Source organism: Acinetobacter rudis (genome assembly GCF_000829675.1).
In the GTDB taxonomy this organism is placed as follows: Bacteria; Pseudomonadota; Gammaproteobacteria; order Pseudomonadales; family Moraxellaceae; genus Acinetobacter; species Acinetobacter rudis.
Genome location: NZ_BBRX01000092.1, coordinates 1 through 12,647 on the forward strand (window position 1 = coordinate 1; position 12,647 = coordinate 12,647).

Sequence of the window (12,647 nt, forward strand, 5' to 3'; positions counted from 1 at the left end):
CTGCGTCCGTGGTCCGCATGTGATGAAGCATTATTGGCGACTACCAGCTGAACAACAGGTGGATATCTTTGATCAAGAAGGTTTTTTCCGAACTGGAGATGCAGTGCGTTTAGTCGACAACAATGACCCAACACAAGGTCTAATGTACGATGGCCGTATCGCTGAAGACTTTAAACTCAACACGGGCACTTTTGTCAATGTAGGGACTTTGCGCAATAAAGTACTTTTACTTGGTAATCAACTCATTCAGGATGTTTGCATCACTGGATCAAACTTAAATGCTATTGGATTTTTAATTTTCCCTAAAGTTGATGCCTGTGCAACTTATGCTGGCCTAGATTTAACAAAGCATGGTGTTTCTGTTGTGCTCAGTCACCCTAAAGTTCGTGATTGGTTTCAACAATTTTTACTCAAGTTCAATCAAGATGCGACAGGCAGTTCCAACAGCGTCAACATGTTGTATCTCATGGTCGATCCGCCTTCAATTGATGCGGGTGAAATTACCGATAAAGGCAATTTAAACCAAAGCAAGATTAATCAACTACGAATTACTTTGATTGAAGAAATGTACCATGCGCACAGCATTAACCCATTAATCACGCGCATTTAGACGCCAAAAACTTAAATCAAGCACACTCGCCCTACAGCCTATTCAACATGGCTGTAGCGACAGCGTCTTGCCTAAATTATAGATAAACTGAGAATCATCATGTCCCTAGACCCTGACTTTGAGTTGTTTCGTGATAACTTTAGACGCTTCTTAGCACAAGAAATTGCTCCCCATTATGAACAGTGGGAAGACCAAGGCATGATGCCTCGAGAAATCTGGAATAAACTTGGTGAAAATGGATTTTTGTGTGTCGATGTCCCTGAAAGCTATGGCGGCTATGGTGCACCTACTCATTATTCATTGATGCTTGTTCAAGAAGCGGCCTATGCGGGGTTTACCGCTTTGGCTGTAGCTATCGGTGGACAAAGTGAATTAGTTTCACCATACCTACAGAACATTGGTACTGAACAGCAAAAGCAATACTGGCTACCTAAAATGGTAACTGGTGAAGTCGTGACTGCAATTGCCATGACCGAGGCCAATGCTGGATCTGACTTACAAGCCATTCGCACCCAAGCAATTGCAGAAGATGGGCATTATCGAGTAGATGGCTCGAAGACTTTTATTTCTAATGGCCTACACGCAGATATGATTGTTTTAGTGGCCAAAACTGATCCTCAAGCGCGTGCCAAAGGCATCTCAATATTGCTGGTCGATGCCAATTTAGACGGTGTTAAAAAAGGTCGTGGCCTGAAAAAAATTGGATTACATGCCCAAGACACAGCAGAATTATTTTTTGATCAAGTTAAAGTACCCAAAGATCAATTACTTGGCCAAGAAGGCCAAGGTTTTGCCTACCTTATGCAAGAACTACCACGTGAACGTTTAAGCATTTCCATGATGGCACTTGGTTCCATGCTCGGAGCGATTGCAATCACTCAGAATTACGTGCTTGAACGTAAAGCTTTTGGTCAACCCCTTAGCCAACTGCAAAATACTCGCTTTGTACTGGCCCAAGCCCAAATTAAAGCCAACGCAGCACAATGCTATGTGCTTCACTGCGCTGAACGCTACCAACAAGATGCTTTGAGCGTTACCGAAGTTGCCGCCTTGAAATGCTTCGTCACTGATACTCAATGTGAAATTATCGACCAATTGTTACAGCTATTTGGTGGCTATGGCTATATGCAAGAATATCCAATTTCACGCTTTTATGTCGATGCACGAGTACAAAAAATTTATGGCGGAGCCAATGAAATTATGAAAGAAATCGTCGCTCGTAGTTTATTGGGCCGATAACCCTAAGCGGGGAAGCTGAATGCTTCCCTTTTTTATGTACATGTATTTTCAGGAAGAAATCACATGCATTACAAACTCTGGATGAGCATGGCCTTGTTATTTGCAACGCCTGCATTTGCCAATGACTTTATCGATCAAAGTAAGGTCGAGCTGACCTTACGAAACTTTTACTTTGATCGAGACTTTCAACAACAATCAAACTATCCCGCTGCCAAAGACTGGAGCCAAGGTTTTATTTTTAAAGCCCATTCAGGCTATACCCCAGGCAAAGTTGGCTTCGGTCTAGATCTACTGGCCACAGCAGGATTTAAACTCGATGCTGATGCAAACCATGCCGGTACTGGTAATTTACCACGCGACCCTATAACCAATAAACCCTCAAGCAGTTATGGACAAATAGGGCTCACCGCCAAAGCTAAAGTCAGTGCAACTGAACTGCGAGTTGGTACTTTATTACCTATGAACCCTGTAATCGTTGCCTCCCCTGCACGTTTATTGCCTCAAACCTATCGTGGGGTCTCACTCAACTCCAAAGATATTCCAAACTTAGATTTAGAAGCAGCATATATCGACAAAGTTAATCATCGTGACTCAACGAATTGGGAACGTATTAAAATGACTGGGGTCAATGGACGTTTTAAACCTGCTGAAACAGATGGTCTATATTATGTGGGTGGGCATTATCAATTAATCCCCAATCTTAAAGCGTCAGGCTTTTATATGAATGTAGAAGATCTCTATGATCAATCCATGTTTGGTCTAGCCCATCAATGGAAGTTCAATGATCAAACTCAGTTAAATTCGACCTTACGTTATTACCATAGCCGTGATCAGGGACAAGCTAAGGCTGGTGTGGTCAATAATGATTTAATTCATGCCAACCTTGAGCTGAAACATGCCACACACAAATTTATTGCCAGTAGTTTTCACAACCAAGGGAGCACAGCCTTTCCTTATCTATCTGGAGGTGAAACTGGATTACTCATCGATACATGGCCAGCAGACTTTTTAAATCCCAAAGAAAAAGTCTACAGCTTACGTTATGAATATGATTTTAAAAACTATATACCAGGCTTACGCTTCATGACCCGCTATACATGGGGCAATCATATCGAAGCACCGCGTCTCGGTGGTCATCAATTAAAAGAAGATGAACTAGATTTTGATCTAGGTTATACCATTCAACAAGGCCCTTTTAAAAATCTAAGTTTACGTGCTCGTTATGCGATTTATGACAACACTATGCTCGCCAATGCCAATATTAAACCAGCCAACGAAACACGTATTAATATCGACTACACATTGAAATTTAAATAGTTCACCCACCCTCAGCCCTGCCTGAGGGTTTTCTTATTGTTTTGCTTAATTTAAATGGATCATATGCCATGTTTGACTTGAAACAACTGCCACCAATTCACTATTTCCTACATGGTCACGAACTCAATTGGGATACAAAAACACGCGTCCTTAAAGTTAACTATGTTGCCACACAGGCCATGTGCAATCCACGAGGTCATATTGAGGGTGGTATGCTTTGTGCCATGCTAGATGATACTATGGGCATACTTGCAGCACTCAATCAGGCTGAACGGCCAGCGACGACAGTGAACTTACATATGGACTTTTACAGGCCTTGCCAAATCGGAGTGGTACACTGCATCGCAAGTTTTCGTAAAGAAGGTCGTAAAATCCTCAACCTACACAGTGAGGCTTGGCAAGATGAAAAAATGATTGCCAGTGTTGATGCTGCATTTTTACTTTTATAAAAAGTTCATACTCATTTTTGAAATCACATTAATTAAAAAACTTTAAACCATCAAGATATGATTTTATAAGCTCCTCTTTAAATAATCGATATTGCCGGAAGAGCAGATTTTTAATGATGAATGACTTACCGTGATTATATTCCTTGGGTCTAATACTGCTGATCAACTGTTTTAGCCTGAAACATACCAAAGCACTTTTCTTTCAATGAATTCTATGGCTTTATTCTTTAAAATTTCTCAATCAATAGCAATCAAAACAGTTTTCTTAACCGCAGCGAATACACCGATTTTATACTGCAAACGGTGTGGCTTAACCATTTTCACCACCATGCAGTTCAATCTACATGGTGGTTCTATCTCTTCGCTTACAAGCACCCAAAAACTTTAGTGATTGAGCTCCAAAGCCTTGAGCTCATAAGGTAATCCTACATAGTTTTCAGCCAATGTGGTTTGTCCTGCCTCAGAGTCCAATACATAGGCCAATTCGGCTTGTTTAATTTTCAAATCAAACTCACTATCTGATTCAAAGCGGTGTAACAAATGAGTCATCCACCAAGAAAAGCGTTCTGCTTTCCAAATTCGTTTGAGACACTTTTCAGAATATTCATCAATACCTTGCTGAGAACCTGTGGTATAGAATTCAACTAAAGCACTAGATAGATAAGCAATATCAGAAGCAGCAAGATTAAGTCCTTTAGCGCCAGTAGGTGGCACGATATGCGCGGCATCACCAGCTAAGAATAACTGTCCAAACCGCATTGGTTCAGTTACAAAGCTACGCAGTGGGGCAATGCTCTTTTCAATCGAAGGGCCTGTGACCAAATTTTTTACACTCTCTGTATCTAAACGATTTTTCAGCTCTTCCCAGAAACGTTCATCTGACCATTGTTCTACTTTATCTGTAAGAGGAACTTGTAAGTAATAACGACTTCTTGTTTTAGAACGCATACTGCATAAGGCAAAACCGCGATCAGACTGCACATAAATCAATTCATCAGCAACAGGTGGTACATCTGCTAACACCCCTAACCAACCAAATGGATAAACTTTTTCAAAGGTTTTAATCTTATCTTGTGGCACGCTTGCACGACATACTCCATGGTAGCCATCACAACCCGCAATAAAATCACAATTAATACGATAAGCTTGACCATCTTGAGTAAAGGTCACATAAGGTGAGCTTTGATCAGTCTGTGAAGAAGTAAAGTCATGTACTTGAACATCATGTGCTTCATAATATGATGTTAAATTAGCCTGTTGACGTGCCTGCATTAAATCCTTGGTGACCTCAGTCTGACCATAAACTATAACCTGTTTACCATAGGTCAGCTTATGAAGATCGATACGATGTTTTACTCCATCTGTTAATATCTCGATTCCCTCATGAGCTAAACCCACCTCATTTAAATGCTGATCAACCCCTGCTTGTTTCAGTAAATCCACTGAAACCTGTTCTAAAATACCTGCTCGAATGCGTGCAGCAACATAATCAGCATGACGTTGCTCAATAATGATATGAGAAATACCTGCCTTATACAGCAATTGGCCCAATAATAACCCTGCTGGGCCTGAACCAATAATCGCGACTTGCGTAGTTAAAACGTCCATAATTCAAACTCCATATCCTTATTCTTAAGTTAGAGTTTTATCTTTTTAACTACTAGTGCATGGCGACGATGCTGACCGCTTTGTGTTAATATTATCCGCATAACGGTCAAAAATTCATTGATGAATAAATAACGATAAGGAATCTCTATGCACAAGGAAATAGGCATAAATTCAGTACCAACCTCTTATGTTAAAGATGAAGATTTTGTCGTTTCATTTGCAAGAGGAATCAAACTACTAGAAGCTTTTGGTGTTGAGAAACAAAAACTGAATGTCACTCAGATTGCTACGCGCAGCCAACTCAGCCGCACAGCAACTCGACGTTATTTAAGAACACTTTATACACTTGGTTATTTAGATAGTGACGATCACTATTACTGGTTGACTCATCGTGTATTACGATTTTCAAGTGCTTATTTAAATTCGTCACATCTTTCCAAAATATCACAGCCGATATTAAATTTACTCAGTGTAGAAACTAAGTTCACTTTTTCTGTGGTGGTTTTAGATGAACATGAGGTTGTGCCCATTGCACGCAGCTATTTACCACAGCAAGATAACTTACGTATTAGTCCGTATGGGATGCACTTAGGAAATCGTTTACCTGCCCATGCAACGTCAACTGGTAAAGTTTTATTGGCGAGTTTAGATGAAACTTTGCAGCAAGAATGGCTTAAAAAATATGGTCTAAAACGCCTAACCTCATATACTGAGATAGATGAACACGTATTTTTAGCATCATTAAAACAGGTTGCTATACAAGATTATTGTCTATCCAGTGAAGAACATGAACTTGGTGTGATTGCTCTAGCTGTTCCAGTTGTAAATACACAAGGCAAATATGTTGCCGCTTTAAACTGCATTGCTCAATCCAATAAAACTACAGCAACATATTTGATTGAAAAAATATTGCCGTTATTAAGAAATACTGTCGCTGAACTTAGAGCAATGATTTAAATATTCAAAAAATGACCATATATTACTGATTTTTTTGTCTTGGGATGACCTGTCTGTATGTGCATGCAGAATTTGAGCCTCTTAGGTTAATATACTTTTGATAGCTCCTTAAGCCATGACCATTAAAAAAGATAAGGTCTGGACTAGTCATCTTTTGTTCTTTTGCTGAAGGCTTTGGGGTTGATCAGGGATAGTCCGTTCTATAAGTCGGGTATCCTTTGCTTGATTTAGATAAGTTCTTTGAATAATAGATAAGTACATGCTGAAATTCAGCCTTGGCAAGATACAAATATCAGCTTATAAAGTAAAATAAACGGCTCTGAAATATTAATCTTGCAAAGTTGTGCATTTCAAGTAATAAATTTAGTGCTTGAAATTTTCAAGTCAAGTAAATGTCTGCCTCTTCGTGTGCAGTTCTAATAATTTTACAAAACAAGGTATACCCCCATAAGCCAGTTGTATCTTAAATTTGGGTTGATTACTTTCGGATAACCATTAAGTTGGAAACTATCTACTCTTGCAGTCTCCCCGATTACGGCAATAAATAATAAGCTTTGGACGCTTTCCTACTAATGGTCGAGAGACATCTTCATCGATGGCTTGAAGCGACTGAGCATTGACATTAAATTCTCTGTTGTAGTAGCCATCGATATTGCTCACCAAGGTTACAGGTAAATCTTGACTAGGAAGCTCCCTATAGGGAGCGAAAAACGATGCATAATCCTTGTGAAACACCACACAGATAACTGCAAGTACAATCAGACTCATCAATACTTTCACGATCCAAGAGAACATGGTTTTTAATGGTCTTCCAAGCTTTTTAGAAGCAATGGTCACCATTGCAGCAGACAATTCATCAAGTATTAAAATAGTCAGTGCCAATGAAATTGTAAAATACCAATTCATGTCCGCTTGATACATTTCAAAATTGTTTTGTATGATGTTCCGATCAACTGTTATGTAATAATGCAATATGACGTAGCTGCAGCTGGTGCTAATAATGATTAGTAAAGTTAACAGTGACTTACTTAAGTAAGGTAAAAAAAAGAATGGCGTAAATAATAAATTTAACAAGCAAAAAAGAATGACCAATAATCCAATAAAAAACAACAAACTACGTAAGCCGTAATTTTCTATGATAAACCTTGGTGTATTGCAGCATATTATTGCAAACAACAATATAGTTAACCAACCCCATTGTACTGCGTTTAACCTCAGGGATTTAAGATGCTCTAACACATGCAATTCCATCAATTGAATAATTTAGGAATTATTGAAAAGCCTCTGTCAGGAAGTTGTTAAGATTTAGATTATTGATTAAGATAAATTTTACCTATTCAAAATACGATCGACTATGACTCGCCTACTCATTATCGAAGATAATCCTGAATTAGTAGCCAATCTATACAATTTTTTCGAACCATTAGGTTATGTATTAGATGACGCACGTGATGGTATTGCTGGATTACATATGTCCACGCAAAATAATTACGATGCTATATTACTAGATATCATGTTACCTAGATTAGATGGTGTCACCCTGTGCAAGCAATTGCGTAATAAATTTCAGAATCCTGTACCGATATTGATGCTAACCGCACGGGACATGATTGAAGACCGAGTCCAAGGACTGACCTGCGGTGCAGATGATTATCTCATCAAACCATTTTCATTAATCGAATTAGATGCACGCATAAAGGCACTCGTCCGTCGAGCACAAGGTAAACAGGTTAGAGGCACAATTTTTTGGGAAGATTTACAAGTAGACACGCTTACCCCACAAGCTTGGCGACAAAATCAACGCATCAGCTTAACACCTATCACACATCAATTATTACTCATGCTTATGCGTGCTGCCCCTAATGTTGTCAAAAAGCAAGAAATGGAATATTTAATTTGGGGTGATCATCCTCCAGAAAGTAGTGCACTACGTACACATATCCATGATTTAAGACAGCAAATAGATAAAAACTTTCCATCAGCACTGATCGATACTATACATGGAGTTGGTTGGCGCCTATTTAAAGCTTAAAAGTCATAACCAAATAATTTATTACTTTTTTAAAATAGGTAACGTAATCCGGATGAAATCTACTTTTCTTAAAATGTCACTCCAGAAAAGAATCACAGTATCATTCGTATTACTAATGATTGGTGTAATGACGTTGATCATTGTCGCAGAACAAGTAGAGTACGATGAGATACGCGCACACATTGTCTCCAAAAACATGTACAGAAAAGTCCCTGATCTACAGTCTGATCTTACTAAAGGTATCAAACCTGATCTCCCTGAAGGCACTTATCTCTATAACGAACAAACCGTACCGGCCCCACTAAGAAAATACACAGAAAACTATCACTATTTAAATAACCCTATTGATCATCACTTACTGGTATTTAAGTTTAATGATCAGCTTTATTATCTATTCCAAGATGGTAAAAAATATAAGTTATTAGAATTTCTAATCGACATCTTCGCACCATTAATCATCTTATTGTGTATTCTATGCGCATTTTGGATTGGACGATTAACTTCAGCACATGTTATCAATCCTATAGAGCGTTTAGCTGATGCTGTACAAAAAAAACAAAAGCCACTTCCATATCAAGATGAAACTGATGAAATAGGTATTCTTGCAAGAGCATTTGCTCAGCATAGTAATGAATTGGAACAATTTTTACAGCGTGAACGATTTTTTGTAGGTGATGCGAGTCATGAGCTTCGTACACCACTCGCGATCATTAGTGGAGCAGCAGAAACCATCGTATATCAACTGCCTGCTGATAGTCATCTAAAATCTAGTGCTGAGCGAATTGTAAAAACAACACAAGAAATGCAGCAACAACTTTCTTGTTTATTATTACTATCGAGAGATCCACAAACCTTGTCCCAAACGCAGGTATTCTTATATCCAATACTTGAAGAATGCATTGTTCGTTGTGAACCTTGGTTAGATAAAAAATCTGTATCACTGGTTCTCGATGTACCTAAAGACACTTCCATCCTAACCAATCCAGAATTAGCACGAAGTGTATTTTGGAATTTATTACGTAATGCCTGTCAATATACAGATCAGGGTGAGGTTCGTATCAGCCTGCATGATATGACATTGATTATTTCAGATACAGGCCCTGGACTACCTTTAAATATTGACACTCAAAATTTTAAACGTTTTTCTCACAAGACACAGCACAATGGTGAAGGTCTTGGCTTATCAATTGTACAACGCATCGTAGAACATTTAGGTTGGCACATGGACGTTGAAAGTCTAGAAACAGGTTGCCGTTTTAGTATAGAAATGTATAGATCCTAGCAATAAACAAAACTCTATCGAATCGAAATATCAATATGCTTTTATTTTTTACAAATAAATGAGTAATCTGGCGCGGCCCAATCCAAGGCCAAAGGGTTTGAAGAGATTTTTCACGAAGCCTGTGACCATTCATAATGGTAATAAAAAACCCAAGCTCATTAATATTTAAGGCTTATTTACATTTAAATGGACTTCTCTAAATTAGAATTTGGTGGAGATGGCGTCCATTGAATTCAAACCACAACATACTGTTTTATATAATTTTATTTTAATATAAAAAACTCTTTTACCCATAATTTACCCATTTTTTTATAATCAATCTATGAGGGGTAAAGGGGGTGTTCAAATGAGGGAGATGGATTTGAACTTGTGCTAGCATCCAAAATCACACTTCGGGGTAACTATGAGCAATTACCTTGGGTCGTTTGATGAATAAATGGATTTACATGGAATTATTTACAGGGTCTAAAATTTAGCTTATATATTCATATGGCTTGGCTACCTTTGTGAAATGTCCAAAGCCCCCAACAATATTAATTTTTATTAGGCCAATTCATTAAAACTCCTTCACTATACCAATCACCTGCACCTCTTTTATATAATTCATATGCATTTTTCTCATCTTTAAATTCATTATCTAACATATAAAAATCAGCTAACCAAGAAAAATGATCTTTATTTGATGATTTATCAACCAAACCTTCTAAAATATCTTTTGAGCGTTCCGGATTATAACCACTATAATTTTTATAGTATGCATATAGCTTACTTAGTGCTACATCTTTATATTCACTATATTCTTTCTCATCTATTTTATTTAAATTATCCATTGCCGAATCATAATTACCTTGTTCTGCTAAAGCTATACTTTTATAGTAATAACCTAAATTATGGCCATGTTTAATTGCATAGTCTGAATAATATATTGATTTATTTAAATCTATATAATTATCTTCAAATAAATAGATATAAGACAATAAAGATGCAGCATAGTAATTACCTTTATCCAAACTTTTCTTTAAAAGACCAATTGCTTCCTCTATGTTTTTGTAATGATGATTATAAGTATAGATCTCACCTAGCCTTTCATAAGCTATAGCATCGTCACCATCAATCGCAATATTTAGATAAAAAATAGCTTCCTCAATGTAGTTATTCATTAATAAAACGCCACCAGTTACAGAATAATCTTGAATTGTAAATAATTTTTCATTTTCTTTTACTAGGGCCATTTTAAAACAATAGATTTTTGCCCATATACGCTAATTATCTCAATCCGTATAGCTTTATCCGGTCTTTGCTTTTGATCGGGTACCATATTCAAAGGAATCGAAATAAATTCAGTCTGAGGCATTACCCGTTCTGGTCTCAGTTCTTGCTATTTGGCTTTATGTCGCCATTTATAAATCGTATTTTCATGAATATCATAAAGCTGAGCAATCTCAACAATCGATGCATTCGGCTATTGGCAAAGCAAGAGTATTCCGGCACGTTCAGCTGGATTATATGTTTTACGGACTTTTCTTGATTTAGTAACTGCGGAGTTTAGGGTTTCTGAAGTCATAATACATGCCTATAAATGAATATAGGCACTATCTGAAAAATGAGGCGTATTTAAAAGTGGGGTTCAGCGGATGCTTACTTAGGTCGCCCTCATACCAGAGTTGTAACTTAAATATGAATGGTCTTAGGATCGCTTTAACTCATACATCTTTGTGCAACAAAGCCATAGATTTGTGAAACAAAGACTATTTTATTCAATATTAATTATTGGTAGGCTCTGACCACAAAAAAATGTTCCTTGCTCTTGATAATACATACCAATATTCCATTCTGTTTCTAGGGCTGAAAATGCTAATTTGTCATTTTCACCAACAATCTCTCTAGAATAATCCTTAGGTCTTATTATTTCTAACTGCCTTTGATTGCCATGACAAAATATATCAGCATTTTTTATACTCTTTTTAAATACCCAACCACTTTCTTTTATTTTAGGAAAAATATCACTATGGTAGACCTTGATATCTAACTCTTTCATAGGAATTTGAATTACAAGAAAGCCCTGTGTTGGTGCATAAGCAATTCCCTCATCCCTTAAAACAAATTTGTATGTATTAAAAATTATATCAAGTTGCTCCTTGAAAAATTTTAATTCTCCCCTAAATTGTTCTGGTGGAAGATGACTATAATCTTGTTGAATCATTTCATTTCCATTTAATGAAGGGTTCACTACCGGCTCTTTATTACATGCTGATAATATAGAACTAATCCCCAATGCCAGAATTAAATAACTTAATTTATTCATTTCGCACTCCCCTTCTTTTCTTTCGTATCCGAACGCAATGGTACTCCAACTCCAACTTCTAGAATAGGACCCGGTGTACCAACACCAGCATTATAACTACGCGTATGGCTCATAGGATCTTCCTTAGGAAGAATAGGTTTCGTAGTAGAGAGTACCCCGTAAAAAGCTCCTACCCCAAGAGTAGTCGATCCGCCTGCTAAAAATTGATCTGTGATTGTAGCTTTATTAACAGTTGGCACGATTCTTTTATAAGTACTTGCATCAATCCATGAAGCTGTACAACTCCCACCTTTTGATTTTCCTAAACTTTCTGGATTACCAATAATTGCTATAGGCGTTTTTCCACCACTAATATACACATTACCATTATGACCATTCACACTCACAGCTCCTGAAACGCCCACAATACCTCCACCACAAGAATAATAATCAGGCTTTACTATTTGTACCATTTTCTTGATGTCTTGCTTAGCATAATAAATGCTTGTTGGAGGATGATAATTTTTCTGATCACACTGCTCTTGACTGTAGTATTGGTAACACGAAGCTTTTTCAGCAATGGCTGGTCCTCCTAAGGAGGTCAATGCTCCCCAGTTATCATTCAATCCCATCGGATCGACCCACTGATTAGGATCCCTCACATAAGCCGAAGTATTGATCCCACCATCTAAACCAATCGGATCTTTTCCGATATACCTTGCACTATGCGGTTCATAATAACGATAGCGGTTATAGTGTAAGCCCGTCTCTTTGTCATAATACTGCCCTTGGAAACGGATATTAGTTTGCTCTAGTAAGTGATCACTGGCCTTAATTTCTAAGGCTTGACCCCAAGTATCTAAAGTTAC

Annotated in this window: 13 protein-coding genes and 1 pseudogene; 7 read left to right on the forward strand and 7 right to left on the reverse strand. The window is 37.6% G+C overall.

Annotated features, from left to right (window positions below; genetic code table 11):
- The 4 genes and pseudogenes from Aru01_RS16740 to Aru01_RS16755 all read left to right on the forward strand — a co-directional run.
- Nucleotides 1-610: pseudogene (locus tag Aru01_RS16740) on the forward strand (AMP-binding protein); the annotation flags it as partial.
- Between the two features lie 99 nt (nucleotides 611-709).
- Nucleotides 710-1,849: an acyl-CoA dehydrogenase family protein gene (locus Aru01_RS16745; RefSeq protein ID WP_016657223.1), complete on the forward strand. Its 1,140-nt coding sequence runs from the start codon at nucleotides 710-712 to the stop codon at nucleotides 1,847-1,849.
- Between the two features lie 63 nt (nucleotides 1,850-1,912).
- Nucleotides 1,913-3,166, forward strand: a complete 1,254-nt coding sequence (locus Aru01_RS16750) for an OprD family porin (protein ID WP_016657224.1) — start codon at nucleotides 1,913-1,915, stop codon at nucleotides 3,164-3,166.
- Nucleotides 3,167-3,234: 68 nt separating this feature from the next.
- Nucleotides 3,235-3,615: a PaaI family thioesterase gene (locus Aru01_RS16755; RefSeq protein ID WP_016657225.1), complete on the forward strand. Its 381-nt coding sequence runs from the start codon at nucleotides 3,235-3,237 to the stop codon at nucleotides 3,613-3,615.
- A 384-nt stretch (nucleotides 3,616-3,999) separates the two neighbouring features.
- Here Aru01_RS16755 and pobA read toward each other — a convergent pair whose 3' ends face one another.
- Entirely contained in the window at nucleotides 4,000-5,223 is a 1,224-nt protein-coding gene (gene pobA / locus Aru01_RS16760; protein WP_016657226.1) for a 4-hydroxybenzoate 3-monooxygenase, read from the reverse strand.
- A gap of 147 nt (nucleotides 5,224-5,370) precedes the next feature.
- Between pobA and Aru01_RS16765 the strand changes: the two genes are divergently transcribed.
- Entirely contained in the window at nucleotides 5,371-6,180 is an 810-nt protein-coding gene (locus tag Aru01_RS16765) for an IclR family transcriptional regulator domain-containing protein (RefSeq protein WP_016657227.1), read from the forward strand.
- Between the two features lie 147 nt (nucleotides 6,181-6,327).
- On the opposite strand, the gene Aru01_RS18965 is transcribed toward Aru01_RS16765, so the two are convergent.
- Both Aru01_RS18965 and Aru01_RS16770 read right to left on the reverse strand, forming a co-directional pair.
- Nucleotides 6,328-6,441 (reverse strand): Fic family protein, encoded by a 114-nt coding sequence (locus Aru01_RS18965; RefSeq protein WP_503089927.1) that lies wholly within the window; start codon nucleotides 6,439-6,441, stop codon nucleotides 6,328-6,330.
- Between the two features lie 246 nt (nucleotides 6,442-6,687).
- On the reverse strand, nucleotides 6,688-7,419 hold the full coding sequence (locus tag Aru01_RS16770) for a phosphoethanolamine transferase domain-containing protein (protein WP_162183620.1): 732 nt from the start codon (nucleotides 7,417-7,419) through the stop codon (nucleotides 6,688-6,690).
- A gap of 115 nt (nucleotides 7,420-7,534) precedes the next feature.
- Between Aru01_RS16770 and Aru01_RS16775 the strand changes: the two genes are divergently transcribed.
- Nucleotides 7,535-8,212: a response regulator transcription factor gene (locus tag Aru01_RS16775; RefSeq protein ID WP_016657229.1), complete on the forward strand. Its 678-nt coding sequence runs from the start codon at nucleotides 7,535-7,537 to the stop codon at nucleotides 8,210-8,212.
- A gap of 127 nt (nucleotides 8,213-8,339) precedes the next feature.
- Complete coding sequence (locus Aru01_RS16780) at nucleotides 8,340-9,494, forward strand: sensor histidine kinase (RefSeq protein ID WP_212541170.1); 1,155 nt, start codon at nucleotides 8,340-8,342, stop codon at nucleotides 9,492-9,494.
- A gap of 533 nt (nucleotides 9,495-10,027) precedes the next feature.
- Here the strand turns inward: Aru01_RS16780 and Aru01_RS16785 are convergent.
- From Aru01_RS16785 to Aru01_RS16800, 4 genes are all read right to left on the reverse strand, one after another.
- Nucleotides 10,028-10,726: a tetratricopeptide repeat protein gene (locus Aru01_RS16785; RefSeq protein ID WP_016657231.1), complete on the reverse strand. Its 699-nt coding sequence runs from the start codon at nucleotides 10,724-10,726 to the stop codon at nucleotides 10,028-10,030.
- Nucleotides 10,727-10,872: 146 nt separating this feature from the next.
- The gene (locus tag Aru01_RS18875; RefSeq protein WP_155757994.1) at nucleotides 10,873-10,944 is read right to left on the reverse strand and encodes a hypothetical protein; all 72 of its coding nucleotides are present in this window, start codon (nucleotides 10,942-10,944) and stop codon (nucleotides 10,873-10,875) included.
- A 303-nt stretch (nucleotides 10,945-11,247) separates the two neighbouring features.
- On the reverse strand, nucleotides 11,248-11,799 hold the full coding sequence (locus Aru01_RS16795) for a hypothetical protein (protein WP_016657232.1): 552 nt from the start codon (nucleotides 11,797-11,799) through the stop codon (nucleotides 11,248-11,250).
- Nucleotides 11,796-12,647, reverse strand: an 852-nt coding sequence (locus Aru01_RS16800) for an RHS repeat-associated core domain-containing protein (protein ID WP_042111649.1), incomplete at its 5' end; no start/stop codon positions are given. The genes Aru01_RS16800 and Aru01_RS16795, both read right to left, overlap by 4 nt.

What these genes read in the sequence shown, in the direction of transcription:
- Aru01_RS16775 (WP_016657229.1), top strand. Translation starts at nt 7,535, where the DNA reads ATGACTCGCCTACTCATTATCGAAGATAATCCTGAATTAGTAGCCAAT.
- Aru01_RS18965 (WP_503089927.1), bottom strand. Translation starts at nt 6,441, where the DNA reads ATGTACTTATCTATTATTCAAAGAACTTATCTAAATCAAGCAAAGGAT.
- Aru01_RS16795 (WP_016657232.1), bottom strand. Translation starts at nt 11,799, where the DNA reads ATGAATAAATTAAGTTATTTAATTCTGGCATTGGGGATTAGTTCTATA.
- Aru01_RS16745 (WP_016657223.1), top strand. Translation starts at nt 710, where the DNA reads ATGTCCCTAGACCCTGACTTTGAGTTGTTTCGTGATAACTTTAGACGC.
- pobA (WP_016657226.1), bottom strand. Translation starts at nt 5,223, where the DNA reads ATGGACGTTTTAACTACGCAAGTCGCGATTATTGGTTCAGGCCCAGCA.
- Aru01_RS16750 (WP_016657224.1), top strand. Translation starts at nt 1,913, where the DNA reads ATGCATTACAAACTCTGGATGAGCATGGCCTTGTTATTTGCAACGCCT.
- Aru01_RS16780 (WP_212541170.1), top strand. Translation starts at nt 8,340, where the DNA reads ATGACGTTGATCATTGTCGCAGAACAAGTAGAGTACGATGAGATACGC.
- Aru01_RS16765 (WP_016657227.1), top strand. Translation starts at nt 5,371, where the DNA reads ATGCACAAGGAAATAGGCATAAATTCAGTACCAACCTCTTATGTTAAA.
- Aru01_RS16785 (WP_016657231.1), bottom strand. Translation starts at nt 10,726, where the DNA reads ATGGCCCTAGTAAAAGAAAATGAAAAATTATTTACAATTCAAGATTAT.
- Aru01_RS16755 (WP_016657225.1), top strand. Translation starts at nt 3,235, where the DNA reads ATGTTTGACTTGAAACAACTGCCACCAATTCACTATTTCCTACATGGT.